This is a genomic window from Micromonospora krabiensis, from assembly GCF_900091425.1.
Classification (GTDB): domain Bacteria; phylum Actinomycetota; class Actinomycetes; order Mycobacteriales; family Micromonosporaceae; genus Micromonospora; species Micromonospora krabiensis.
The window spans coordinates 4821902-4847996 of sequence record NZ_LT598496.1 but is presented as its reverse complement, the minus strand read 5'-3'; the positions used below and the strand labels follow the sequence as shown (position 1 = coordinate 4847996).

The window sequence follows — 26095 nt, the reverse complement described above, 5'->3', positions numbered from 1 at the left end:
GAGCGGCGTATCACGCCACGGCGTATCACTCGTTGATCTCCCCGTTGGTGACGGCCCTCCACATCGGAAGGCCGAGGGTGGAGACCGGCCGCCGTTGATGGAGCAGGCGGTCGATCGGTGTCCCGCCATCATGGATGACGATCTACGCCGAGCGCTTCAGCTCTTCGGTCGATACGCATGCGTGTCGTCGTCGAGTCACCGAGCCGACCCGTCCTCCGGGCCGGTCCGTCGGAGTGGCGGGCACACCGCCCGACGCGCGACGACGCCCGTCGGGACCGGCCGACGAGCGCCCGTCGCTCAGTCGCGGATGCCCTCGTCGCGGGCCCAGCGGAGCAGCTCCGCCTCCGCATCGTCCCGGTCGAGCGGGCCGCGTTCCAGCCGCAGGTCCTTGAGGTACTTCCAGGCCCGACCCACCACCGGCCCCGGCGGCACACCGAGCAGTTCCATGATCGCGTTGCCGTCGAGGTCGGGCCGGACCCGGGCCAGGTCCTCCTCGGCGGCGAGCCGGGCGATCCGCTCCTCCAGCGCGTCGTAGTCGGCGGCGAGCTGGGCGGCCTTGCGGCGGTTGCGGGTGGTGCAGTCCGACCGGGTCAGTTTGTGCAGGCGGGACAGCAGGTCACCGGCGTCGGCGACGTACCGGCGGACCGCGGAGTCGGTCCACTCGCCCCGGCCGTAGCCATAGAACCGCAGGTGCAGCGCGACCAGCGCGGTGACCTGGGAGGTGACGTCCTTCGGGTAGCGCAGCGCCTTCATCCGGGCCTTGGTCAGCCGGGCGCCGACCACCTCGTGGTGGTGGAAGCTGACCCGACCGTCCGACCCGACCGCCTTGGTCCCCGGCTTGCCCACGTCGTGCATCAGGGCAGCCATCCGCAGGACGAAGTCGCAGCCCTCCTCCTCGTACCGCATCGCGTTGGCGACCACGGTGAGGGTGTGCTCGTAGACGTCCTTGTGCTGGGCGTGCTCGTCGATCTCCAGCTTCAGGCCGGTCAGCTCGGGCAGGAAGCGCTCGGCCAGACCGGTGTCGACCAGCAGGCGCAGCCCGGTGATCGGGTCGGCGCCGCACAACAGCTTGGTGAACTCGTCGCGGATCCGCTCGGCGGTGATCCGGTCGAGGTCGGCGGCCATGGTGGTCATCGCGGCGTGCACGTCGGGGTGCACGGCGAAGCGGAGCTGGGCGGCGAACCGGGCGGCCCGGAGCATCCGCAGCGGGTCGTCCCGGAACGACTCGTGGGGGGTCGCGGGCGTACGGATGACCTTGGCCGCCAGGTCGTCCAACCCGCCGTGCGGGTCGGTGAACCGGTGGTCCGGGAGGCTCACCGCCATCGCGTTGATCGTGAAGTCCCGGCGCTTCAGGTCCTCGGTGAGGCTGGTGCCGTACTCGACGACCGGGTTGCGGCTGATCTGGTCGTACGCCTCGGCCCGGAACGTGGTGATCTCCAGCCGCAGCCCGTCGCGCTGGGCGCCGATCGTGCCGAACTCCCGACCGGTCTCCCAGATCGCCTCCGCCCAGCCCCGGACGATCCGGAGGGTCTCCTCGGGGTGGGCGTCCGTGCAGAAGTCGAGGTCGTCGCCGAGGCGGCCGAGCAGGGCATCCCGCACCGAACCGCCCACCAGGTGCAGTTCGTGGCCCGCGCGGGCGAACCGGCGGCCCAGCTCGTCGGCGACCGGGGAGACCCGGAGCAGTTCGGCGACGGCGGTGCGTTGCGCGGCGGTGAGTTCGCGGCGGTCGGCGGCGGGAGATGCGGAGGCTTCGGACATGGGATCGCCAGCCTATCGGGCGGGGTGGGGATCTCCTCCGCCGGGCGCGGGTAACGGGCCAGGGTTGACTAAGGTCTGTGACGTGCGGGCGGGCGCCCGGCGAGGTACCCGGGGAGGCTGGACATGAGCGGCGGGCTCTACCGCAGCGCGAACGCCGCACAGGGCGGCGGCCCGGGCGGGTACGGCAGCGGTCAGCCGCCGGCCGACGGGGCCACCTTCATCTCGGCCGAGCCGCTGAACCAGCCGTCGGTCGAGTCGGCCGCGCCGCCCCAGGAGCAGGTCGGTGAGGCCAGCGCCGCGACGAACAGCGCGGTCATGGCGATCGGCAGCCTGGTCAGCCGGGGCACCGGCTTCCTCCGCACGCTGGCGCTGACCGCCGCTCTCGGTGGCGCGCTGGTCGGAGACGCGTACACCACCGCGCAGATCCTGCCCGGGATGGTCTACGAGTTCCTGCTCGGCGGCATCCTGACCAGCGTGCTGGTTCCGGTGCTGGTGCGCCGGCGCAAGGCGGACGCGGACGGCGGCGAGGCGTACGCCCAGCGGCTGCTCACCCTGGCGGTGGTCACCCTCGCCGCGGCCGCGCTGGTCGCGGTGGCCGCCGCGTCGCTGCTGACCCGGCTCTACACCAGCGACGACCGCGGCCCGGCCTACCAGGACCTGGTCACCCACCTGTCCTACCTGATGCTGCCGATGATCTTCTTCGCCGGCCTGAGCGCGCTGATCAGCGCGGTGCTCAACACCCGGGGCCACTTCGCCGCCCCGATGTGGGCGCCGATCCTGAACAACATCGTGGTGATCGCCACCGCCGGTCTCTACATCGCGATCTTCGGCGCCGAGATCGTCCGACCGGAGCAGATGACGGTCGGGCGGATCGTGCTGATCAGCGGCGGCACCCTGCTCGGCGTCGCGATCCAGGCCGCCGGCTTGTTGCCGGCGCTGCGCAAGGTCGGGTTCCGCTGGAAGATGCGCTTCGACTTCCGGGCACTCGGCCTGCGTGAGCTGGGCCGGCTCGGCGGCTGGATGTTCTGTTACGTGGCGGTCAGCCAGGTCGGCCTGATCGTGCTCTTCAACCTGCTCAACCGGGCGGGCGACGGCGACGCCGGCGCCCTGATCTACAACAACGTCTTCCTGCTGCTCATGATGGCGCACGGCATCATCGCCGTCTCGATCATCACCGCGCTGATGCCGCGGATGAGCGCCGCCGCCGCCGACGGCCGCTACGCCGACGTCGCTGCCGACCTGTCCCGGGGGACCCGCACGGTCTCCGCGGTGCTCGCCCCGATCGCCGTGTGCTACGCGGTGCTGGCCACCCCGCTCGCGGTGGTGCTGTTCCGCTACGGCGCGTTCACCGAGGAGAACGCCGCCGACACCTCGCTCGTGCTGCTCCTCGCCGCGCTCGCCCTGGTGCCGTTCGCGATCAGCCAGCTCTTCACCTTCGCCTTCTACGCCCTGCCGGACACCCGCACACCGGCGCTGATCAACATCCCGGTGGTCGCCCTGCGGATCGGCGTGCAGATCGTGCTCTTCGCCGCGTTCGCCGCCCACTTCGCGGCGGCGGGCATGATGATCGGCAACGCGGTCTCGTACCTGGCCGCGGCGATCGGCTCCGCCTGGCTGCTCCGTCCGCGGGTCGGCCGGATCGGGCTGGGCGGCATCGTGCGCACGCTGGGTCGGGTCCTGGTCGCCGCGCTCGGCGCCGCGCTGGTGGGCCTGCTCGTGGTCGCCCTGCTGCCCGGTGACGACACGCCCACCTGGGCGCAGGCGCTCGTCCAACTCGTCGTCGGTGGCGCGGTGATCGGCGCGACGTACCTCGGCCTGGCCATGGTGCTGCGAATCGGCGAGATCACCGAGGTGGTCGGCCTGGTCCGCCGCCGTCTCGGCCGCTGAGCCCGCGCACTACCCGCCGGTACGGTCCGTGACCGTGGATCACCAGGCTGGGGATGCGCCTGTGGATAACTCCGCGATTCACCGGTCAGCTGGCCGGTCGGCCTGTGGATAACCAGCCGTACGGATGAGCGTGCCCGGGCTGTCGGGGGGAACCTGGGGACCATGGGGATGCGGACCGCCACACCGGCCCGGGCCCCTGCGGCGACGCCTTGCGGTGAACCCGTAGATTGGCTAGTACATGTGCCAGCAACGTGGCTGACAACGGTCGTAACCGGACGACTCCTCCGACTCCGGGCACCTCGGTGGGTGCGGCGGGAAGATGACATGTCGGGGAAGCGGGCAACCCGGGTAAGGTCGCTGTCGACGGGAACGGCAGCCGGCATCGGTACGACTCCGGTCGGCCGGTTCCTTCGAAGGCAGAGCGGGAAGCCACATGCCCAGCAGCGCGGGTCCATCGATCGACACGATCACCGAGGGAGGACGGGTGACCCAGGTCGGCGAGGGTCAGGACGCGGACGAGAGCGCTCCGCCGGTCATGACCTTCGGTGCTCCCACGGCCGGTGAGATCCTCGCCGAGCGCTACGAACTGGTCGAGCACATCAACAACGACAGCGCCGGGCGTCTGGTCTGGCGGGGTGTCGACGTCGTGCTGCGCCGCCCCGTCGCAGTCGTGCTGCGCTATCCGGGTGGTGAGTCCGCCACCGAGATGCTCCAGGCCGCCGTCGCGGCCAGCCGCGTCATCCACCCCAACCTCGTCGGCGTCTACGACGCGATCGACGAGGACGAGCGCGCGTACGTGGTGCGCGAGTGGGTCGACGGGCAGTCCCTGCGGGAACTCGTCGCGGAGGACCAGTTCGACCCGGCCCGCGCCACCGCCATCGGCAGCGCCGTGGCCAGCGCCCTCGCCGCCGTCCACGCCACCGGCATGGTGCACGGCAACGTGCATCCCGGCACCGTGATGATCTCCGATGACGGCCGCGTGGTGCTGGCCGACGCGCGCACCGACGGCGACGACAGCCAGGAGAGCGACATCCGGGCGGTCGGCGGGATCCTCTACTTCGCCCTGACCGGGCACTGGCCGCACACCGAGGCTCCGCTGCGCGGCGCCACCGCCGGCCACGGGCGGGCCGCCATTCCGGACGGCGTACGCGACGCCGCCGGGGCCATCGCCGCGCCGCGCCAGGTCCGCGCCGGCGTGCCGGCGTACCTGGACGACCTGACCATGGACCTGCTCGACCCCGAGATCGCCCCGCCGTCGTCGGACGTGCTCGCGGCCGAGCTGGCCCGCCTCGACGTGCCGGCGGACGAGTCCTACCTGGACAACAGCGGTCCGCTGCGCTTCACCGCCGACCCGGACGAGGAGCCGTCGCCGCTGGCCGCCGCCGGTGGCCGCAAGGTCGCCATCGGCATCGCCGGCCTGCTGGCCGTGGCCCTGGTCGGGCTCCTCATCGGCATCAGCGCGCTCGGTGGGGGCGACGACAAGGACCCGCAGACCAACCCGGTCGCGGCGCCCACCTCCAGTGCGCCCGCCGGGGACGCCAACCCGCCGGCGGCCGGTCCGCTGCGCATCCAGGACGTCCGGATCATCGATCCGGACAGCAGCAAGCGCGACGAGCTGGACGGCGCCAAGAAGATCATCGACGGGAAGACCGACGAGGGCTGGCGGACCGACCGCTACCCGAACAACAAGTTCGGCAACCTGAAGAAGGGCATGGGCGTCTGGATCGACCTCGGCACCCCGCACACCGTGCGCTCCGTCCAGGTCACCCTCGCCGGCACCGGCGCGACCGCCGCGCTGTTCAGCGGCACGGTCAACCCGCCCTCCACCTCCTCGGGCGACAAGCAGCTGATCCAGGACTACAAGACCGCGATCGGCCAGCCGTTCGAGGAGCACGACGGCACCACGATGACCTTCGACGGCTTCGACGCCGACAAGAAATACCAGTACCTGCTCTTCTGGGTCACCCAGCTGCCCGCCGACGAGGACAGCCCCGGGTTCCGCCTCGGGGTCCAGGAGATCTCGGTCCAGGGGTCGTGAGCCGGCAACCACGTCCCGGGCACCGCCTCCGCCGGACGTGGTGATGGACGCGCACGACGTGGGTCCACCGCCGGCCGCCGCGCCGGTCCCGTCCGGCGTCGCCGACCCGGCCCACGACCTCGCGCTGCTGCGTGCCCACGTCGCCGGCGACCGGGACGCCTTCACCGAGCTGTTCCACCGGCACCGCGACCGCCTCTGGGCCGTTGCGCTGCGCACGATGGGCGACCGCGAGGAGGCCGCGGACGCCCTCCAGGACGCGCTGCTCTCCGCCCACCGCGCGGCCGGCCGCTTCCGCGGTGAGTCGGCCGTCACCACCTGGCTGCACCGGATCGTGGTCAACGCCTGCCTGGACCGGATCCGCCGGCGGCAGGCGCACCCCACGGTGCCGCTGCCGGACGGCGTGCACAGCGACAGCGGGTCGGGCACCGGCGGTGTCGAACCGGCCGCGCCGGTGACCGACCACGACACCGCCCTCGTCGTCCGGCAGGCCCTCGCCGCGCTGCCGGTCGAGCAGCGCGCCGCGCTCGTCCTCGTCGACGTGCAGGGCTACCCGGTCGCCGAGGTGGCCCGCATCCTCGGCGTCGCCGAGGGGACGGTGAAGAGCCGGTGTGCCCGAGGCCGGGCCCGGCTGGCGGTGTTGCTGGGGCATCTGCGCGGCGACGTGCCGCCCGTCACCTCGGGGAACCCACGCCCCTCCGAGGGCGTCGGATCAGGGCCGGGGCGATCCCGGCGCGACGCCAACCAGGAGGACGCGTGACGGCCGGGCGGTTCCAGGAGGTCGACGACGACCTGCTCGCCGACTACGTCGGCGGGGCGCTGGACGGCACGCCCGAGGAGGCCACCGTCGCCCGGCTGATCAGCGAGGACAGCGCGTGGGCCGACGCGTACGCGCTGCTGGCCCCGGCCGTCGCGGACGTCCGCGCCGATCTGGCGAGCTGGGGCGAACCCGCCGTCGAGCTGCCTCCCGAGATCACCGACCGGATCGTCGCGGCGCTCGCCGCGGAGCCGATGCCGTCCGCCGGAGACGCCGACGAGGCCGCGTCGACCTCGAACGCGCCGTCCGACGGCGTACCAGTGATCGAGCCGGCGGGCGACGGCGGACGGCTGGTCCCCGCGCAGGGCGGCCCGGTGCGGCGCCGGCCGGCCGCGGGCACGTCGCGCGCCGAGTCGGGGCGGAGCGTCACGACCGGCCCGGGTCGGAGGCGCCGCCGCTGGGCCCGCGTCGCCGGCCCCGTGGCGGTCGCCGCGGTCTCGCTGGCCGCCGTCGGGCTGGGCGTCGGTCAGCTGCGTCAGCACGGGGACAGCGCCGGCACCGCGATGGACCAACCGGCCAGCGCCCTGGAGGACCCGGCCGCGGCCGGACCGGCGAGGACGACCGGCCCGGCGATCCACAGCGGCACCGACTACTCGCCGCAGAGCCTCGGTGGTGGCGGCGCGCCCGGCGCGTCGGCCACGTCCCGACCGTTTGCCAGCGAGACGCCCCGCACGGGGGTCGACGCGGAGGGGGAGCGGCTGCCGGCGCCCGACGGCCGGGACCGACTGGCCCGGCTCACCGACCACGCAGCGCTCACCACCTGCCTCGACGAGATCGCCGCCGAGCACCGCACGGGCGCGCTGGTGGTCGACCTGGTCGACTACGCCGCCTTCCAGGGCGAGCAGGCGCTGGTGGTTCGGTTCACCGACGGCACCGGCGCGCGGTGGACCTGGGTGAGCGGACCGGAGTGCGGGGTACCCGGTTCGGGCGCAGACACCCGCTACCGCACCCGGGTAGGGTGAAATCGCGGTCATCGCGGTTTGACCGTCCACGTGACGTGACCCACCGGATGCCCGTCCAGGGAATTCCCGGTCAATACGATGACGTTCTGGAAGAAGCTCGTCGGCACCTCCGGGTGTCGCACTCGGATCGGCATCGGTACGCGCCGACGCCGACAACACAACTCGGGAGACGGCAGTGGACGAGGTCCGCAACCTGATCATCATCGGCTCCGGGCCGGCCGGCTACACCGCGGCGGTCTACGCCGCACGCGCCAACCTGAATCCGCTGGTGATCGAGGGCGTGCAGTCCGGCGGTGCGCTGATGACGACGACCGAGGTGGAGAACTTCCCCGGCTTCGCCGACGGCATCCTCGGGCCCGAGCTGATGGACAACATGCGCAAGCAGGCCGAACGGTTCGGCGCCGAGTTCCTGACCGACGACGTGACCCGGGTGGAGCTGGTCGACACCGGCGACGCCGGCTCGGGCGCGACCAGCACCGTGTGGGTCGGCGAGACCGCCTACCGGGCCCGTGCCGTCATCCTGGCCACCGGCTCCGCCTGGCGGCCGCTCGGCGTGCCGGGCGAGCAGGAGTACCTCGGCCACGGTGTCTCGTCCTGTGCCACCTGTGACGGCTTCTTCTTCCGCAACCAGCACATCGTCGTCGTCGGCGGTGGTGACTCGGCGATGGAGGAGGCCAGCTTCCTGACCCGCTTCGCCGACTCGGTGACCATCGTCCACCGGCGCGACTCGTTCCGGGCCAGCAAGATCATGGCCGAGCGCGCGCTCGGCAACGACAAGATCAAGGTCGAGTGGAACAGCGTCGTCGAGGAGATCCTCGGCGACGACGGCAAGGTCACCGGCGCCCGCCTCCGCAACGTGCACACCGGCGAGACCAAGGTGCTCGACGTGACCGGTGTCTTCGTCGCCATCGGTCACGACCCGCGCAGCGAGCTCTTCCGCGGCCAGGTGGAGCTGAACGACGAGGGGTACGTGAAGGTCCAGGTCCCGAGCACCCGCACGAGCGTGCCGGGTGTCTTCGCCGCCGGCGACCTCGTCGACCACGTCTACCGGCAGGCGATCACCGCCGCCGGCACGGGCTGCGCCGCCGCTCTCGACGCCGAGCGGTTCATCGCGACGTTGCAGGGCTGAACAACCGAAACACCCTGGAGGAGGGCATAGTGGGAACGACCAAGGCGGTCACCGACGCGAGTTTCGCGACCGACGTGTTGAAGTCCGAGAAGCCGGTGCTGGTCGACTTCTGGGCCGAGTGGTGCGGGCCGTGTCGCAAGGTCTCGCCGCTGCTGGAGGAGATCGCGGGCGAGATGGGTGACCAGGTCACCATCGTCAAGGTCAACATCGACGAGAACCCGGAGACCGCCCGGGCCTACCGGGTGATGTCCGTGCCGACCCTGACCGTGTTCAAGAACGGTGAGCCGGTCCAGTCCATCGCCGGGGCCAAGCCCAAGGGTGAGCTGGTGAAGCTCATCGAATCGGCGCTCTGACCTGCGCCGACAACGCCGAACCCCATGCCGCCGAGGCGGTGCGGGGTTCGGCGTTTTTCAGCGCCCACGCCACTTTGCCCCTCCCGAACGCATAACCTCAAGCCGGGGCCGCCCGGCCAGCCAGCGTCCGTGCAGAGGGGGTCGTGCGTGCGTCCGATCCGTCCCGGTGACCGCGGGCCCGCGGTCACGGAGATCCGTACGGTCCTGGTCGGTCTGAACCTGATCACCCCGGCCGGTCCCGACGACGACGAGTTCGACGCCCAGACCGAGCGGGCCGTACGCGCGTTCCAGCAGTCGCGTGGTCTGAGCGTCGACGGCCGCGTCGGCGAGGAGACGTGGCGGGCCCTGGACGCCGCCCGCTGGCGGCTCGGCGCCCGCACGCTCTACCACGCCGTGCCGGAACCACTCACCGGCGAGGACGTCCGCTCCCTGCAGGAACGCCTGCTGGAGATGGGGTACGACGTCGGCCGCGCCGACGCGATCTACGGGATACGGACGTCGCGGGCGGTGGCCCAGTTCCAGCGGGAGGTCGGGCTCACCCCGGACGGCGCCTGCGGACCGCACACCATGAACGCGCTGCGCCGCCTCGGCCGGAAGGTCGTGGGTGGCCGGCCGCAGTGGCTGCGCGAGTCCGACGCCATCCGCCAGTCCGGCCCGACCCTGGTCGGCCGCACCGTGGTCATCGACCCCGGGCACGGCGGCACCGACCCGGGCGTCGTGGTGCCGGACGGGCAGCTGCGCTGGACCGAGGCGGATCTGGTCCACGACCTGGCCAGCCGACTGGAGGGACGCCTCGCCGCCTCCGGCGTACGGGTTCAGCTCACCCGCGGGCCTTCGCCGGAGGACTGCCTGCCGGACACCGAGCGCGCCGAGCTGGCCAACGCGCTGGGCGCCGACGTGTTCATCTCCCTGCACACCGACGGGCACGCCAACCCGTGCGCCGAGGGCGTGGCCACCTACCACTACGGCACGGACAACGGGGTGACCTCGGCGACCGGTGAACGGCTCGCCGGACTGGTGCAGCGGGAGATCGTGGCCCGCACCGGCCTGCGCGACTGCCGAACCCACGCCAAGGCGTGGGACCTGCTCCGGCTGACCCGGATGCCGGCGGTCCGGGTGGAGATCGGTTACCTCACCTCACCGGCCGACCGCGACCGGTTGGTCGACCCGCGGTTCCGGGATCGGTTGGTGGAGGCGATCGTGGCCGGCGTGCAGCGGATGTACCTGCCGATCGAGCGGGACGTCCCGACCGGCTCGATCGACGTCAGCGAACTGCGCGCTGTGGTGGCGGCCGGCACGGTCGTCGACTGAGCCGCGTCCGTTTCTCGGAGCCGACGCGCGGTCGCGGTCGGCCGGGGTGCTCGATCCGAGCGAGCGGCCGGGTACGGAGGCCGGCCGCCGGCCGCCGGTCGGATCGGGCCCGCTCAGTGCATCGTGGAGCGGGTGGCCGGGGCGGGTCGTACCGGACGGAGCAGGGTCTCCGGGCTCATCGAGCCGAGCAGCTTCTCCAGCGCGTACTCGACGTCGGACTTCCAACTGAGCGCGGTGCGCAGTTCGAGCCGGAGGCGGGGGAAGCGCGGATGCGGACGTACGGTCTTAAAACCGACGGAGAGGAAGAAATCGGCTGGAGCGACGCAGGCGCGGGTCGGGTCGTCCGCGTCGCCGAACTTGGCGTCGCCGAACGCCTCGATCGCCTTGATCCCCCGCTTGGTGAGGTCGCGCGCCACACCCTGCACCAGCATCCGGCCCAGCCCGCCACCGGCGAAGGCGGGCACCACGTTGGCCGTCATGAGCAGCGCCGCGTCGGCGGAGACCGGCGAGGTGGGGAAGGCCATCGAACGGGGCACGTAGGCGGGTGGGGCGTACATCACGAAACCCGCCGGCATGCCGTCCACGTACGCGAGCTTGCCGCAGGAGCCCCACTCCAGCAGCGTCTGGGAGACCCAGGCCTCCTTCTCCAGACCGGGGTCACCGGCGGCGCAGGCACGGTCGGCGGAAACCGGATCAAGCTCCCAGTAGACGCACTGGCGGCACGGACGGGGCAGGTCCTCCAGGGTGTCCAGGGTCAGACTGACCAGACGTCGCGACATTGGCGCATCCCCACAATAGGCTCGGTGGTGAACCCGGCACGGAACGACAGCGCCGCCTTCCTGCCCCCGACGAGCGATCGTACGCCGCCGATCGACCGTACGGGAGAGGACGCGCGAACCCTCACCGCGGTGGGTGACCGACGCCCGGGATGTGGACGTCCCTCATGTCGAGCCTCACGTCCCTGGTCAAGGGCGACTAGGATCGACAATCGGCGTCCCACGCCCGCCATGGTCGCCGGTGTCCTGGGTACGCCGCAGCGGGAGCCGCACCAGCGATCGAGGTGATGTCATGACCGGCACGACGCTCGACGACTACACCGACCGGTACGCCCGCCGCGTCCGCGGGATGACCGCCTCGGAGATCCGAGCGCTCTTCGCCGTGGCGAGCCGTCCGGAGGTCGTCTCGCTGGCCGGTGGCGCCCCCTACATCGCCGCGCTGCCGCTCGACGCGGTGGGTGAGATGCTCGGCCGGCTCGGTGGCGAGCACGGCGTGACCACCCTCCAGTACGGCATCGGCCAGGGCACCCTCGAGCTGCGCGAGCGGATCTGCGAGGTGATGGCGCTCTCCGGGATCGACGCCGCGTGCGGCGCCTCCCCCGAGGACGTGGTGGTGACCGTCGGCGGCCAGCAGGCCCTGGACCTGGTGGCGCGGCTCTTCCTCGACCCTGGTGACGTGGTGCTCGCCGAGGGCCCGACGTACGTCGGCGCGCTCGGGGTGTTCCAGGCCGCCCAGGCCCAGGTGGTGCACGTCCCGATGGACTCCGACGGTCTGATCCCCGAGGCGCTGGAGGCGGCCATCGCCGACCTGGCCCGCGCGGGACGTCGGGTCAAGTTCCTCTACACGATCCCCACCTACCAGAACCCGACCGGCGTGACCCTCTCCGAGGAGCGGCGCGAGCGGGTCCTCGACATCTGCGAACGGGCCGGGCTGCTGGTGGTCGAGGACGATCCGTACGGCCAGCTGGGTTTCGAGGGCGAGGCGCCCGCGCCGCTGCGCGCCCGCCGGCGCGACGGCGTCTTCTACCTCAGCACCTTCTCCAAGACCTTCGCCCCCGGCCTGCGGGTCGGCTGGATCCTGGCGCCGCACGCCGTCCGCGACAAGCTGGTGATCGCCAGCGAGGCGCAGATCCTCTGCCCCAGCGGCTACGCGCAGGCCGCCGTCGCGACCTACCTCAGCACCATGCCGTGGCGGCAGCAGCTCAAGGTCTACCGCGAGGTCTACCGGGAGCGGCGGGACGCCCTGCTCGACGCCCTCGCCGACCTGATGCCCGAGGGCACCACCTGGACGAGGCCCGGCGGTGGTCTCTTCGTCTGGGCCACCCTCCCCGACGGGCTCGACTCGAAGGCCATGATGCCGAGGGCCATCGCCGCCCGGGTCGCCTACGTGCCGGGCACCGGCTTCTACGCCGACGGCACCGGCACGGGTCACATGCGGCTCAACTTCAGCTTCCCGCCGCCGGAGCGGATCCGGGAGGGCGTCCGCCGGCTGGCCGGGGTGATGGAGCAGGAGCTCGCCACCCGGCGGGTGTTCGGCGCCATCCGTGGGGAGGGCCCCCGTCGTGGCCGGGCCGGCTCCGACACCCCGGGTCCCGACTTGGCATGATTCCGGCATGGGTACGACCGCTGCCGAGCAGCCAGGGCTGACCGCGTCACCCGCCACCGAGGACCTGCACGTGCTGGTACTCGCCGGCGGGCTCTCCTACGAACGGGACGTCTCCCTGCGCTCCGGCCGCCGGGTCCTCGACGCGCTGCGCGCCGTCGGCATCGACGCCGAGCTCCGGGACGCCGACGTGGCCCTGCTGCCGGCCCTGGCCGCCGACCCGCCCGACGCCGTGGTGATCGCCCTGCACGGCGCCACCGGCGAGGACGGCTCACTGCGCGGCGTACTCGACCTCTGCGACGTGCCCTACGTCGGCTGCGACGCCCGCGCGTCCCGGCTCGCCTGGGACAAGCCGTCGGCCAAGGCGGTGCTCCGCGAGGCCGGCATCCCCACCCCCGACTGGGTGGCGCTGCCGCACGACCGCTTCTCCGAACTCGGCGCGGTGGCGGTGCTCGACCGGATCGTCGACCGCCTCGGCCTGCCGCTCATGGTCAAGCCGGCGCAGGGCGGTTCGGGCCTGGGCGCCGCCGTGGTCCGGGACGCCACCGCCCTCCCGGCCGCCATGGTCGGCTGTTTCGCGTACGACACGACGGCCCTCGTCGAGCGGTACGTACCCGGCATGGACGTCGCGGTCTCCGTCGTGGACCTGGGCGACGGCCCGGAGGCACTGCCCGCCGTCGAGATCGTGCCCCGCAACGGCGTGTACGACTACGCAGCCCGCTACACCGCCGGCCGCACCACCTGGCACGCCCCGGCCCGGCTCCAGCCCGAGGTCGCCGACCACGTCGCCGACGTCGCACTAGCCGCGCACAACGCGCTCGGCCTGCGGGACCTGTCCCGGGTCGACATGATCGTCGACGCCGACGGGCGGCCACACGTGCTGGAGGTCAACGTCTCCCCGGGGATGACCGAGACGTCCCTGCTCCCACTCGCGGTGTCCGCCGCCGCCCTCGACTTCGGCCAGGTGCTCAGCTCCCTGGTCGCGCGGGCCGCGACCCGCCGTCCCTGACCTTCGCCGTCCCTCTCAGCCTGCCGTGTCAGGGGCCGGTGAGCAGGCGCGAGCTGTTCCGGTGGGCGCGAGCCGTCGCGATGGGCGCGAATGGTTCCGGTGGGCTCGGCTCTGGTGGGCTCGGCTCTGGTGGGCGCGGATGGTTCCGGTGGCGCGGGCAGCGTGGGTGGCTCGGTGAGCCGCCGCCCCGACCGATACGGCGGGATCGGTGGGGCCGGCGGACGTCAGGTCCACCCACTGGCGGTTCGATTGATCGGTGGGTCCGCGATCGGCGAGCGCCGATCACCAGGTGGTGGGAGGACCGGCCCGGGGGCGGCGAACGTCATGAAGATCGACCAGCCTCCGCGGCTCGGTCAGTGGGGAGCGGCGGCTCCATCGCCCTTGGCGGCCCCATCGCCCTTGGCGGTGGCCGTGGCCGCCGGTGGCTCCTCGCCCCCGGTCTCTGCGGCGTCCGTGCCGTCGGCGGTGCCGGCGCCCGGGCCACTACCGGTCCCGGCGTTAGCCGCGCCGGCCGTCGCGTCGAATGCACGTCCGGCGGTACCGCGCTCGTCAGCTCCGGCGACGTCGTGGGCACCGCTCCCGTCAGCGCCGAGCCCGTCAGGCCCGCTTCCGCCAGGGCTGCTCCCGACAGCGCCGGTTCCGCCAGGGCCGGTCCCGACAGCGCCGGTTCCGCCAGGGCCGGTCCCGTTGCCGACCTGGTGAGTCGCCGCCGTCCCCGTGTCGGCGGCGGACGTTCCGGCTCCGGTCGTCGTGGCGTCCTCGGCGGCCGTACCGGATCCGCTCATTACGCCGCCTCCGGCCCCCAGATCCCCGATCGTCTCGGCGTCGGCGCCGTTCCCGTCCACCTCCGGATTCTCCTCGGACGCCTCGATCACTGACACCACCTCGTCGAGCGGATCTTCGTCGACGCTGGCCGCCCCCTGGGCGGCGAGGCTCGACGGCGCCTGCCACTGGATCCGCGGCGGTTCGGCCAACGGTCGCCCGCCGAACTCGGCGAGCCATGCCGCGACGAGCGCGAGATTCTCTCGCCACTGTGCCTCAGGAATCGGCGGCAGGATCGAATCCCAGAGCGACAGGAACGTGCCCCGCAACTGGAGCTGGCCGTAGGGCCGGGCAAGGAACCACATGTGCAGGTGGGCGGAGCCGTCTCCCCAACGGTTCACGTGCACTCTGCCGACACCGTCCAGTGAACGGATGGCCCGCTCCAGTCGTACCGTCATCACCCCGAGTTCGGCGGCGAGCAGGTTCGGCAGATCGCCGAGATCGAGGTGGGACCGGGACTCCAGGATGAGCACCATCGGCAGGCCCGTGGGACGGTCCATGGCACGCACCCGCCAGCGCTCGCCGACCCAGATGTATGCCTCGTCAGGAGCGGCGCAGGCGGTGCACTCACGGCTGCCTTCGCCCTTCCGGGGCGGTTCGACAGGGACCGGCGAATCGAGCTGCTTGACGCGAAGATCGCCCTCGAAGGGGAAGGAGGGCCAGTGGGTGAAGTCCGGAACTGCGGGAGGGGTGTCGGGCACGAGGCTGACCCTAACCGAGTCAGAGACGGCTGTCCCTACCCGAATCCCGGATGGTTCGTGGCCCGAGCAACGCCTCCTTCGTCCACCGTTCCGGAAGATATCCACAGGCCGCCGAAGTGGGGGATCCACGCCGTCATCCACAGGCTGACACCCTCCTCCACGCGCTGTTTCACGTGAAACGACGAGCGCCTGTGGAAAACCCGTGTGGATAACTTCAGTGGATAACTGCGCGTCGAGGCGGTGGGTAACGCGAGCCACGCGCCTCCCCGTTTCACGTGAAACGAGGAGGGCTGAATAGGGCCTGCCGGGCTGGGCGACGACCGCTAGCTCGACCGTCCGCTCCGCCGGTTTGGTCGCTCGCCGGTCCGGTCACTCCGCCTGTCCAGCCACGCGGCCGGGTCGGTGGGTCCGTGGTCCGTCCGCCCGCCGTCCCGGCCGCGTGGCTGCTCGTCGACCGCGTGAGCCCATCGGCTCCGTCGCTCGGGTGCGTCCCAGCGCCGGTCCTCTGTCGGCCTCAACGGTCCCGGCCCCATCCGCCGCCGGTGCCGACCCTTGCCAATCGCCCGGCAGGGTTCATGCACCCGGGGCACAGCATCGGGTGGCGCCGCGACGCGAGGGCAGGCCCAGAAACGGCCATCCTTCCTCGGGTGCCAGTCGGTCGAACCCAGCACCCACGGCAGTGCTTCTCGGCCCCAGGCGCGACCGCGTCTGGCAAATCGTAGAGCCATCCGGCTCCCCAATTCTCCGGCACGGTTTCACGTGAAACGGGGCTTGGTCGGAGGACGACGGTGCACGTCTTCGTGGCGCTGAATAGCGGGATGCGGCCAGTGGCCGGACCGGGCGCAGAGCGGGCCGGGCGCAGAGCGGGCCGTGCGCAGAGCGGGCCGTGCGCAGAGCGGGCCGTGCGCAGAGCGGGCCGTGCGCAGAGCGGGCCGTGCGCAGAGCGGGCCGTGCGCAGAGCGGGCCGTGCGCAGAGCGGGCCGTGCGCAGAGCGGGGCGTGCGCAGAGCGGGGCGTGCGCAGAGCGGGCGGGGCGGGGCGGGCGGGGCGGGCAGGGCGGAGCGTGCGCAGAGCGGGCGAGGCGGGCTACCCCTGGAGCGTGCCACGGCGTCGGGGGTGGGCTGACGCACGGCCCAGCTGGCGAGAGGCCTCGTTTCACGTGAAACGGCGGCGAGGCGCTCGCCGAGTGCCGTCCGCCAGGTCGCACCGTGGCTCCTGAGCCCCTGGGGTGACCTTCCGTACCTTGCACCCCGGGACGGCGGACAGAAGCTTTCTGGGGCGCTCTGAGGGGCCGGGCCAGGCCTCTCCGTGGACCTGTTCGCCGCCGCGCCCTGCCCGGACAGGAGCGTCGGCAGCGGAGGCTGCATCTCGTCTGGGGGTGAGGCAGAGGGTGGTCGCCGGCCGCAGAGCGTGGCCTGACGGCGAGAGGCAGGAAGTATCGCCGGTCGGGCTGGGGCCTGCCATCCGGGGCACGGCGCCTCGTCCAGACGAGGGCACCCAGATCTCAACCTTCTGGCGCTCGACCTCCCGGCCCACGACCTCCCGGCCCTCGGCCTCCTGACCCCGGCCCGCGCCGCGGGCCCTCTCGCCGATCGCGCGAGCCGGCTCCTCCCTCGGACCGTGTGGGAATCGCCGGAGCCGCAGCCGGCCGGCGCGCGCTGGGCGAGGGGACACCTTCTTCGGCCCCGCGTCCAGGTGACTGCCGACGGGCTCCCACCTCCCGGTGACTGACGCGGGTTCGGGCTCTGCTGCTGATCGACTCGGTTTCCGTGTTGTCGCGGTGTCCGGTGTCGGGTCACCGCGATTTCCGGGAACCGAAGTAGATCTCCGTAGGGCGAGGACGGCAGACCGTCGGCTGCTCGGGGAGAAAACCCGGGACCGGGCCGCCGAGATACGGCGACAGCGGTCACCCTCGCGCCGGGTCACGCACGCCCACTGCCGGGCCGCCCCAAACTCCGGGCCGCCGCAAACCCCCGGCCGCCCCAACCTGCGGGCCGCCGCAAACTCCCGACCGCCCAGAGCCCCGGCCGTCAGCAGACCGGACCGAGGAACAACACGGTCCGCGCTGCGGACCGCACCGCCGCGGGCGACCGGACCGAGGTCTGCGAGATCTTGGAAGCCGGTGGCCCCTCTGGGGCGCTGATCGGTCCAAGGTCCGCGCTCGGGCTGGGGCCCGCCCACGGAATCCATGGGAGGTTGGCGGAGACGCCGACGGCCGCGACCCCACAGGTTGGGGAGCGCGGCCGTCGAGGCGTCCGATCAGCTCTCGGGTTCCTCCGGGCTGAAGCCGATGATGCCGACGATCCGTTCCAGGTCGTCCACCGTGGCGAACTCGATCGTGATCTTGCCCTTGTTCCGGCCGATGTCCACCTTGACGCGGGTGTCGAACCGGTCGGAGAGCCGGTCGGCGAGGTCGCCCAGGGCGGGCGCCTGCGGCTTGGCGCGCCGCTTGGCGGCCGGGGTCTTGGCGGGCGCGTCGCTGAGCGCCAGCGCGACGATCTCCTCGGTCGCCCGGACGGACAGCCCCTCGACGTTGATCCGCGTAGCGAGCTGTTCCTGCGCTTCTGGGTCCTCCAGGCTCAGCAGGGCCCGGGCGTGCCCGGCGGAGAGCACGCCGGCGGCGACGCGCCGCTGTACGGGGGCCGGGAGGTTCAGCAGCCGGATGGTGTTGGAGATCTGTGGGCGGCTGCGTCCGATCCGGCGGGCCAACTCCTCGTGGGTCGCCCCGAACTCCTCCAGCAGCTGCTGGTAGGCCGCAGCCTCTTCCAGCGGGTTGAGGTTCGCACGATGGATGTTCTCCAGCAGCGCGTCCCGGAGCATCGCGTCGTCCCGCGTGTCCCGGACGATCGCCGGAATGCTCTCCTTGCCCACCGCCTGGGCGGCGCGCCACCGGCGCTCGCCCATGACCAGTTCGTACTTCTCGTCGTCCAACTGGCGGACGACGATGGGCTGGAGGAAGCCGACCTCCTGGATCGAGACCTTCAGCTCCTCCAGCGCGTCCTCGTCGAAGACGTGCCGGGGCTGCTTCGGGTTCGGCACGATCGCGTCGACCGGGATCTCGGCGAACCGGGCTCCGGGGACCGGGCTCAGTTCCGGGCCCGCCGGCGCCGCAGCGGCCGGAGCCGACGGCGGTACGACCCCGGTGCTGGCAACGCCGCCAGCCGGTGCGCTGCTGTCGGGCGCACCCGTGATCGTACCGGCGACGGGTGCCGGCCCGGTCGGGATGAGCGCTCCGAGGCCCTTACCCAGACCGCCCCGAGGACGGTTCACCATGCCATTCCTCCCGACGACTCGTCCGCACTACGCATTCCGGCTCACCGGCTCCATGACGCCCCGTTCGGCGATCTCCTGGGCCGCCTCGAAGTAGCTCGTCGCGCCCCGCGACCCCGGATCGTAGGTCATCACCGACTGGCCGTAGCTCGGCGCCTCGGAGACGCGTACGTTGCGCGGGATGACCGCCCGGAGGACCTTGTCCCCGAAGTGGTTCCGGACGTCCTGCTCGACCGCGTCGGCCAGGCGCGTACGCCGGTCGTACATGGTGAGCAGGATCGTGGACACCTCAAGCCTCGGGTTGAGGTGCTGCCGGACCAGGTTGATGTTGTTGATGAGCTGGTTCAGCCCTTCCAGCGCGTAGTACTCGCACTGGATCGGGATGAGCACCTCCTGGGCGGCCACGAGGGCGTTCACGGTGAGCAGGCCCAGTGAGGGTGGGCAGTCGATGAAGACGTAGTCGAAGTGGCCGGGGTAGGCGGTGATGGCCCGGTCCAGCCGGGACTCACGGGCAACCACGGAGACCAGTTCGATCTCGGCACCGGCCAGGTCGATCGTCGCCGGTACGCACCAGAGGTTCGGGATGCCCTCCACCGCCTGGGCGACGTCCGACAGCGGCACACTGTTGATCAGGCAGTCGTAGACGTCCGGCACGCCGGTGTGGTGCGGCACGTTGAGACCGGTCGACGCGTTCCCCTGCGGGTCCAGGTCGATCACCAGTACCCGGTTGCCGTGGAGCGCGAGCGCCACCGCCAGGTTGACCGTGGTGGTGGTCTTACCGACGCCACCCTTCTGGTTCGCGACGCACATGACCCGGGTCCGCTCCGGCCGAGGCATCGTCACCTCGCCACTGGGGTTCAGGATCTGCACGGCGCGCATCGCCTCCATAGCCAACGGTGGGTCATCGTCTTCGCTCGTTTCACGTGAAACGAGCGACGGATCAACCGGAGGTGCCGCGTACGGCTCGACCGGAGCTGCGGAGGCGTCGGACGCCACGGCGGTCGGGGACGCGTCCCGTACGCCATCGGGGGTTGGCTGGTGCGGCACCGGCGCCTCGAAGCGGGCGGACGCCACGCTGTTCCGGCGGGCCTGGGCCGACCTCGCGTCGCCCGAGGCGTTCGCTGGGCGCGCCATCCCGTCGGACGCTCGACGCGTCCCGGAGAAGTCCGCCGGCTCAGCCCCGGTCGGCACCTGTCCGGCGTGGCCGCCCGTGTACCCGGCGCTCCGGGGGCCATCCTCGGTCGACCAACTCGGATAGGCGGTTTCACGTGAAACATGGTCACTGGCCGACCCGTTCACGCGTGGATCGTCGTACCTGCCGTCGTCATGCACCTGTCATCCCTGCCCGCTTCGGATGGTCGGTCCGCACCCGTCAACTGGCCGCGCCCGCGCTCGTCCCGCGGCTTCCTGCGGCCGGTGGGAGTGGTCGGAGACCGTAGGGTCTTTCACCACCCACCCCACACTATCGACGCGCGGTCAGCCTACGGTGGACGGGCGTGGCCGGTCCACGTCGGGTTCTCGTCCCTTCGCTCCACCCGCAAGGATTTCAACGAGGCAACCCCGTCCGGGAAAGCCGCCGGGCCGATCGAAGCGCTGGTCAGCCGCCGTCGGACGACGACGAGGTCCCACGGAGCGCGGCCAACTCATCGAAAAGTCGGCGCGCGGAAAAGCTGAAACACCCCGTCCCGCGATCACCGTCGACGGGACCGGCCGCCCCGCGACTTCTTCGCGGCCTTCGGGCGAGCCGGCCCCACCATCCGTTCCCGCACGATCTCCACGACGGTGGTGGGCGGGTCGATGACGTCCACACCACAGCGGTGCACCGTCGGCTCGCCACCGCCGAGCTTGGCCACCGTCACCGCGTGCTCGGTGATCTCCTCGGTCGCCGAGGCGCCCTTCAGCGCGACGAGTCGTCCGCCGGCCACGGCGAGCGGTAGGCACCAGGCGGCGAGCCGGTCCAGTGGGGCCACCGCGCGGGCGGTGACCACGTCCCCGCTCAGCGGGCCGACACCCGACGCGCCGGTGGCGGCCTCCTCCGCGCGGCCGCGGAAGACCCGCACGGTCTTCGCCAGACCGAGCCGCTCGACGGCCTCGATGAGGAAGGAGGTACGCCGGGCCAGCGGTTCGATCAGGGTGACGGTCAGGTCGGGCCGCGCGATCGCCAGCACCAGCCCCGGCAGGCCGGCACCGGAGCCGACGTCCAGCACGGTGGCGCCCTCGGAGATCCGCTCGGCCACCGCCGCGCAGTTCAGCAGATGGCGGTCCCAGATCCGGGGCGCCTCCCGGGGGCCGATCAGCCCGCGGACCACTCCGTCGGTCGCCAACAGCTCCGCGTACGCGGCGGCGAGGTCGAGACGGTCGCCGAAGAGGGTACGGGCCGCACCGGCCAGCTCGGGGGGCAGCGTCGCGGCGGCCGGGTCGGGTGCATCGGTCCGGACAGGCGACGGCCCGGGTGAGCTGTCACCCGGGCCGGCCACGGCGCCGGCCGTGGTGTCGTCGTCGGTCACCCGGTCAGTCCACCGGCCGGACGACGATTCGCCGGTTCGGCTCGACGCCCTCCGACTCGCTCTCCACGCCGCTCATCGCGTTGACGACGTCGTGCACGCACTTGCGTTCGAAGGCGGACATCGGCTCCAGGCGGACGGCCTCGCCGTACTCCTTGACCTTCTCCACCGCGTTCTTGGCCACCGCGGCGAGCTCCTTGCGCCGGTTGGCCCGGTAGCCGCCGACGTCGAGCAGCAGCCGGCTGGGGGTGCCGGTCTGCCGGAACACCGCGAGCCGGGTCAGCTCCTGGAGCGCCTCCAGGGTGGCGCCACGCTGGCCGACCAGGCTCTGCAGCCGGCCGCCGACGACCTCGACCACGGGCCGTCCGCCCGAGACCAGCTCGTCGATGTCACCGTCGTAGTCGAGGATGTCGAGCAGGCCCTCGACGTAGTCGGCGGCGATCTCGCTCTGCCGGAACAGGTCGCTCTCGGCCGGGGCCTTCTTCTCCCGACCCGCCTCGCCCTCGGTCTCCTCAGGCTCGGTGTCGACGTCGGTGTCGCCGTTCGCCGCGATCGGGGCGGTCCCCTCCTCGTCCAGGGACTGGTCGGCGCGGGGGATGCTGGTGTCGGTCACGGTGTCATCTCCGTACTCGCTCGGCCGGACCATCGGGTCCGCTGGTCTCCCGGGGCCGGCGGGAGGTCGCCGGTGCCCACGGGCACGTCTGTACGGGCCAGTGTCGCCCGTGGCCGCGCGGCGCGCGGGGTGTTCCGCCCGGCGCCGGCCGTACGGCGGCTGCACGGTGCGGAACGGGCCGCCGTCGGTCTCCCGGCGGCGGCCCGACTGAGCTCAGCCCTGCCGCTTGGCGGGGCGTCCCTTCTTCGGGTTGGACGGCTTCGCGCCCGGCTTCGGGGCGGCGACCTTCGGCGCGGTGGCCTTGGCCGGCGCCTGCGGGGCCGGCTTGCTCCGGCCGAACAGCCCGCCCGTCTTCGCCGGCTGCACCGGGTTCCGTGCGCCCGAGGTGGCCTTGCTGGTGGCGGTGGGCGGCGGCGGGTACTTGCGCAGCACCCACTGCTGCTGGCCGAGGGTGAAGAGGTTGTTGGTGACCCAGTAGATGATCACACCGATCGGGAAGATCGCACCCGAGACGAGCAGCGACAGCGGGATGCCGTAGAGCATCAGCCGCTGGATCATCCGCTGCTGCGGGTCCTCGGCCCAGCCGGTCTTGAGGATCATTTGGCGGCTGGTCAGGTAGGTGGTGCCCATCATGACCAGGACCAGGATGCCGGCGATGACCTTGACGGTGGTGCCGTTGGCGCCGAGCCGCGCCAGCTCGTCGGCCGTCGAGCCGAACTTGCCGGCGATCGGCGCGGTGAAGAGCTTGGCGTTGGAGGCGCTGTCGAACTGCTCCACGGACCACCCGTAGAGGGTCTTGGCCTGCTTGGCCGGGTCGAGCCGGCGGAGCACGTGGAAGAGGCCCAGGAAGACCGGAATCTGGAGGAACATCGGAAGGCAGCCCATGAGCGGGTTGGCCTTTTCCTTCCGGTAGAGCTCCATCATCTCTTTCTGGAGCGTCTCCCGGTCACCCTTGTGCTTCTCCTGAAGGGCCTTGACCTGGGGCTGCAGCGCCTGCATCGCGCGCTGCGACTTGATCTGCTTGACGAAGACCGGGAACAGGATCACCCGGACGGTGACCACCAGGAAGATGATGGCCAGGATCCAGGCGAAGTTCGTGCCGATCACCGCGTCGACCGGGACCCCGATGGCGTCCCAGGCGGAGTGCCAGGTCAGCAGGATCCACGAGATCGCGTAGTAGATCCAGTCCAGACTGAACAATTCTCAGGCTCCAGTCAGATCGGCACGGCGGTGACCGCCCGGCTCCGGCACCGGGTCGTGTCCACCTGGGTGGAAGGGGTGGCAGCGCAACAACCGCCGGACCGCCAGGCCGATCCCGCGGACCGCGCCGTGCCGTTCCACCGCCTCGAGGGCGTACGCACTGCACGACGGGTAGAACCGACAGCGGGCCGGCAGTGCCGGACTTATCCACCGACGGTACGCGATGATGGGCCCGATCAGCACACGGGCGGCGGCGCTACGGGGCCGGGAGCCGGCCGCGTGGGCGGTCACCGGCGTCGCCCGCGGGGGCCCGGGCCGCGACGAGCGCCGCGTCGAGATCGGCGGCGAGTCGGGCGTACGACGCGTCGGCGGCCGCCGGCAGGGCACGGACGACGAGGGTGCTGCCCGCCGGGAGCCCGGCCAGCCGCTCCCGGACGAGGTGCCGGAGCCGACGGCGGACGCGGTTGCGGACCACGGCGGGCCCGACGGCCTTGGACACGACGAAGCCGGCGCGGCTCGATGCGGAGGTGTCCTCCGCATCGGTGGGCCGCGCCGGCTCCGGCGAGGTCGTTGTCGCGTTGTCGGGGACGACCGGCACAGTCAGGTGGACCACGACGGCGCCACGGCCGACGCGACGGCCACCGCGGACCGCTGCGGCGAAGTCAGTGCTGCGCCGCAGTCGTTGTGCGGCCGCCAGCACGACTGCCCACGTCCCCCGGACCTACCCGGTCGGCCCTCAGGCCGACAGGGTGGTGCGACCCTTGGCGCGGCGGTTCGAGAGGATGGCACGGCCAGCGCGGGTGCGCATGCGCAGCCGGAAGCCGTGGGTCTTCGCGCGCCGGCGGTTGTTCGGCTGGTAGGTGCGCTTGCTCACGTCAGGCTCTCCGTTTTCGTACGCGCCCCGCGCGATGGGATCGCCCGGGGTCGTGGGGTGGTCCAGGCCACCTCGACGGTGACCTCCGATCGGTGCTGCCCGGTGGCGCGGGACCTCGGCGATGCGGGGATGCGACCGCGGACAGCAAGCACCCATCACCCTAGCAGAGGGCGAGAGAGCGGCCGCTCCAGCCTACGCAGGGGGGCAATGACCGTCAAACGTCGCAGCGGAGGCCCACCCGGACGCGCCGGAGACCGAAGCGGCGGTTTTCACTGATGCCGAGAACGACCGGCCCGCGTCGCCGGTTGATGGCGCAGGGACAACGCTGTTACCGTGCCCGATTGCGGTCGGCGTCGGGGGGTCAGGTCGTCGCTGACCGGCAAGACCGGACAAGGTAGTGAATCGTTCGGCACGGTGTACCCGCTTCAACGCCCGTTCAGGCAGGGGGCAGGTCCCATCCGCGTCCGACGAACGGCCACAATCGGTCGGTACACAGGCTGTGGATAACTTGTGGATGACTGGTCGGCCGTTCGGGTGGTGATGGACCACCCGCGCGCACGCGGCGGGCCCGGGACGGCTGGCTGGCAGACAGCGGCGGCCGGGAGCAGAGGCGAGGGGGTGGCACGACGGTGGCCGGTACGACCGACCTTGCCGCGGTGTGGACGGCGACGACGGACGAGCTCGCCGACGAGATCATCTCCGCCCAGCAGCGCGCCTACCTCCGACTGACCCGCCTGCGCGCCATCGTCGAGGACACTGCCCTGATCTCGGTCCCGGACGCCTTCACCCGGGACGTCATCGAGTCACGCCTGCGGCCGGCGATCACCGAGGCGCTCACCCGGCGGCTGGGCCGGCCGATCCAGGTCGCCGTCACCGTCCGCGTCGCGGAGGACGCCGCGGGACGCCCGGCGGGCACCGTCTACCGCAGCGCCCCCGAGCCGGCGGCCCCCGAGGGCGCCCCGCCGAGCCTGCTCGACGACGACCTGGCCATGGCCGCGCCGGAGGTGTCGATCCCGGAGCAGCCGCAGCCCGAGCGCGCCGCCGAGCTGAGCCCACCGGCGACCGAGGCGCACCACCCCGAACCGGTCCAGCCCGGGCGCAACGCCCAGGAGACGCTGTTCAGCACCGCCTTCGCCGAGCCGGCCCCGGCTGCCCGTCCCCCCGCCGACCGGCGGGGCTTCGAGGACCAGGCGGCCCGACGCGGCTTCGAGGAGCAGGCGGCCCGGCTGAACCCACCGGGTCCTGACACCCGCGGCTTCGACCCCCGCTACCGGGAGGACGCCGGCTCACCGCGCGACCAGCACGTCATCCGGGCGTTGCCGCGCGACGGCGGTACGGACAGCGGGCCCGGCCGTGGTGGCACGGATCACCGGACGGGTCTGCCGGGCGAGCGGCGCCTGCCCGGCGCCGACACCGGCGGCAACCGGCTCAACCCGAAGTACATGTTCGAGACGTTCGTCATCGGCTCGTCCAACCGGTTCGCGCACGCCGCGTCGGTCGCGGTCGCCGAGTCGCCGGCGAAGGCGTACAACCCGCTCTTCATCTACGGCAGCTCGGGGCTGGGCAAGACCCACCTGTTGCACGCCATCGGGCACTACGCGACAACCCTCGGCAACGCCCGCTCGGTGCGGTACGTGTCGACCGAGGAGTTCACCAACGACTTCATCAACTCGCTGCGGGACGACAAGACCAGCGCGTTCCAGCGGCGCTACCGCGACGTGGACATCCTCCTGATCGACGACATCCAGTTCCTGGAGAACAGGGAACGGACGCAGGAGGAGTTCTTCCACACCTTCAACACCCTGCACAACTCGAACAAGCAGATCGTGATCACGTCCGACCGCTCGCCGAAGCAGCTGGCGACGCTGGAGGACCGGCTGCGGACCCGGTTCGAGTGGGGGCTGCTCGCCGACATCCAGCCGCCGGACCTGGAGACCCGCATCGCGATCCTGCAGAAGAAGGCCGCCCAGGAGCGCCTCTTCGCCCCGCCGGACGTGCTGGAGTTCATCGCCTCGCGGGTGTCGAACTCGATTCGCGAACTGGAGGGCGCCCTGATCCGGGTGACCGCGTTCGCCAGCCTCACCCGTTCGACGGTGGAGCTGTCGCTGGCCGAGGAGGTGCTGCGGGACTTCATCCCGGACGGCGCCGGGCCGGAGATCACCGCGGACCAGATCATGGTGTCGACCGCCGACTACTTCGGGGTGAGCCTGGAGGACCTTCGCGGCCACTCGCGCTCGCGTGTCCTCGTCAACGCCCGCCAGGTGGCGATGTACCTGTGCCGGGAGCTGACCGACCTCTCCCTGCCCCGCATCGGGCAGGCGTTCGGCGGCCGCGACCACACCACGGTCATGCACGCCGACCGGAAGATCCGGCAGCAGATGGCCGAGCGCCGGTCGCTCTACAACCAGATCGCCGAGCTGACCAACCGGATCAAGCAGACCACCTGAGGCGTACGCCCGCCGTCGGGTGACC

The 26095-nt window shown here is 72.2% G+C and carries 21 protein-coding genes; 10 read left to right on the top strand and 11 right to left on the bottom strand.

What is annotated here, in order from left to right:
• Positions 1-297 precede the first annotated feature (297 nt).
• Positions 298-1758 carry a CCA tRNA nucleotidyltransferase gene (locus tag GA0070620_RS22170; protein WP_091593836.1) on the bottom strand — a complete coding sequence of 487 codons (1461 nt, stop codon included), beginning with the start codon at positions 1756-1758 and terminating at the stop codon, positions 298-300.
• Positions 1759-1881: 123 nt separating this feature from the next.
• On the opposite strand from GA0070620_RS22170, the gene murJ reads away from it, so the two are divergent.
• The 7 genes from murJ (at position 1882) to GA0070620_RS22135 (ending at position 10252) form a co-directional block, all read left to right on the top strand.
• A complete protein-coding gene (gene murJ / locus GA0070620_RS22165; protein ID WP_091593835.1) occupies positions 1882-3645 on the top strand; it encodes a murein biosynthesis integral membrane protein MurJ in 1764 nt (587 codons plus the stop codon).
• 433 nt (positions 3646-4078) lie between these two features.
• On the top strand, positions 4079-5683 hold the full coding sequence (locus tag GA0070620_RS22160) for a protein kinase family protein (RefSeq protein ID WP_091593833.1): 1605 nt from the start codon (positions 4079-4081) through the stop codon (positions 5681-5683).
• A gap of 43 nt (positions 5684-5726) precedes the next feature.
• Positions 5727-6440, top strand: a complete 714-nt coding sequence (gene sigM / locus GA0070620_RS22155) for an RNA polymerase sigma factor SigM (protein WP_091593831.1) — start codon at positions 5727-5729, stop codon at positions 6438-6440.
• Positions 6437-7459, top strand: coding sequence for a hypothetical protein (locus tag GA0070620_RS22150; RefSeq protein ID WP_091593829.1), 1023 nt, complete (start codon positions 6437-6439; stop codon positions 7457-7459). The genes sigM and GA0070620_RS22150 overlap by 4 nt, the downstream gene beginning before the upstream one ends.
• A 175-nt stretch (positions 7460-7634) precedes the next feature.
• Positions 7635-8588: a thioredoxin-disulfide reductase gene (gene trxB, locus GA0070620_RS22145; RefSeq protein ID WP_091593827.1), complete on the top strand. Its 954-nt coding sequence runs from the start codon at positions 7635-7637 to the stop codon at positions 8586-8588.
• A gap of 29 nt (positions 8589-8617) precedes the next feature.
• Positions 8618-8941 (top strand): thioredoxin, encoded by a 324-nt coding sequence (gene trxA / locus GA0070620_RS22140; RefSeq protein ID WP_091593825.1) that lies wholly within the window; start codon positions 8618-8620, stop codon positions 8939-8941.
• A gap of 147 nt (positions 8942-9088) precedes the next feature.
• Positions 9089-10252 (top strand): N-acetylmuramoyl-L-alanine amidase, encoded by a 1164-nt coding sequence (locus tag GA0070620_RS22135; RefSeq protein WP_091593823.1) that lies wholly within the window; start codon positions 9089-9091, stop codon positions 10250-10252.
• A 113-nt stretch (positions 10253-10365) separates the two neighbouring features.
• Here GA0070620_RS22135 and GA0070620_RS22130 read toward each other — a convergent pair whose 3' ends face one another.
• Entirely contained in the window at positions 10366-11031 is a 666-nt protein-coding gene (locus GA0070620_RS22130; RefSeq protein WP_091593822.1) for a GNAT family N-acetyltransferase, read from the bottom strand.
• 289 nt (positions 11032-11320) lie between these two features.
• Between GA0070620_RS22130 and GA0070620_RS22125 the strand changes: the two genes are divergently transcribed.
• Together GA0070620_RS22125 and GA0070620_RS22120 are read left to right on the top strand one after the other, a co-directional pair.
• Complete coding sequence (locus GA0070620_RS22125) at positions 11321-12634, top strand: aminotransferase-like domain-containing protein (RefSeq protein ID WP_091593820.1); 1314 nt, start codon at positions 11321-11323, stop codon at positions 12632-12634.
• 7 nt (positions 12635-12641) lie between these two features.
• Complete coding sequence (locus GA0070620_RS22120) at positions 12642-13640, top strand: D-alanine--D-alanine ligase family protein (protein ID WP_091593818.1); 999 nt, start codon at positions 12642-12644, stop codon at positions 13638-13640.
• 353 nt (positions 13641-13993) lie between these two features.
• Here the strand turns inward: GA0070620_RS22120 and GA0070620_RS33730 are convergent, their stop codons facing one another.
• The 9 genes from GA0070620_RS33730 to rpmH form a co-directional block, all read right to left on the bottom strand.
• Positions 13994-15163 carry a hypothetical protein gene (locus GA0070620_RS33730; RefSeq protein ID WP_407939900.1) on the bottom strand — a complete coding sequence of 390 codons (1170 nt, stop codon included), beginning with the start codon at positions 15161-15163 and terminating at the stop codon, positions 13994-13996.
• Positions 15164-17421: 2258 nt separating this feature from the next.
• Complete coding sequence (locus GA0070620_RS22110) at positions 17422-18435, bottom strand: ParB/RepB/Spo0J family partition protein (RefSeq protein ID WP_091593816.1); 1014 nt, start codon at positions 18433-18435, stop codon at positions 17422-17424.
• 27 nt (positions 18436-18462) lie between these two features.
• Positions 18463-19731 (bottom strand): ParA family protein, encoded by a 1269-nt coding sequence (locus GA0070620_RS33005; protein ID WP_377520923.1) that lies wholly within the window; start codon positions 19729-19731, stop codon positions 18463-18465.
• Positions 19732-20123: 392 nt separating this feature from the next.
• Positions 20124-20822, bottom strand: a complete 699-nt coding sequence (gene rsmG, locus GA0070620_RS22100; protein ID WP_231922458.1) for a 16S rRNA (guanine(527)-N(7))-methyltransferase RsmG — start codon at positions 20820-20822, stop codon at positions 20124-20126.
• Between the two features lie 121 nt (positions 20823-20943).
• Positions 20944-21549: a Jag family protein gene (locus GA0070620_RS22095; protein ID WP_377520668.1), complete on the bottom strand. Its 606-nt coding sequence runs from the start codon at positions 21547-21549 to the stop codon at positions 20944-20946.
• A gap of 213 nt (positions 21550-21762) precedes the next feature.
• Complete coding sequence (gene yidC / locus GA0070620_RS22090) at positions 21763-22749, bottom strand: membrane protein insertase YidC (protein WP_091593809.1); 987 nt, start codon at positions 22747-22749, stop codon at positions 21763-21765.
• A gap of 3 nt (positions 22750-22752) precedes the next feature.
• Positions 22753-22992, bottom strand: coding sequence for a membrane protein insertion efficiency factor YidD (gene yidD, locus GA0070620_RS22085; protein ID WP_231921902.1), 240 nt, complete (start codon positions 22990-22992; stop codon positions 22753-22755).
• Positions 22993-23005: 13 nt separating this feature from the next.
• Positions 23006-23449 carry a ribonuclease P protein component gene (gene rnpA / locus GA0070620_RS22080; RefSeq protein WP_091593806.1) on the bottom strand — a complete coding sequence of 148 codons (444 nt, stop codon included), beginning with the start codon at positions 23447-23449 and terminating at the stop codon, positions 23006-23008.
• A gap of 36 nt (positions 23450-23485) precedes the next feature.
• On the bottom strand, positions 23486-23623 hold the full coding sequence (gene rpmH / locus GA0070620_RS22075; protein WP_091593805.1) for a 50S ribosomal protein L34: 138 nt from the start codon (positions 23621-23623) through the stop codon (positions 23486-23488).
• Between the two features lie 629 nt (positions 23624-24252).
• Here rpmH and dnaA point away from each other — a divergent pair.
• Positions 24253-26070, top strand: a complete 1818-nt coding sequence (dnaA, locus tag GA0070620_RS22070) for a chromosomal replication initiator protein DnaA (protein WP_091593803.1) — start codon at positions 24253-24255, stop codon at positions 26068-26070.
• Positions 26071-26095: the final 25 nt, after the last annotated feature.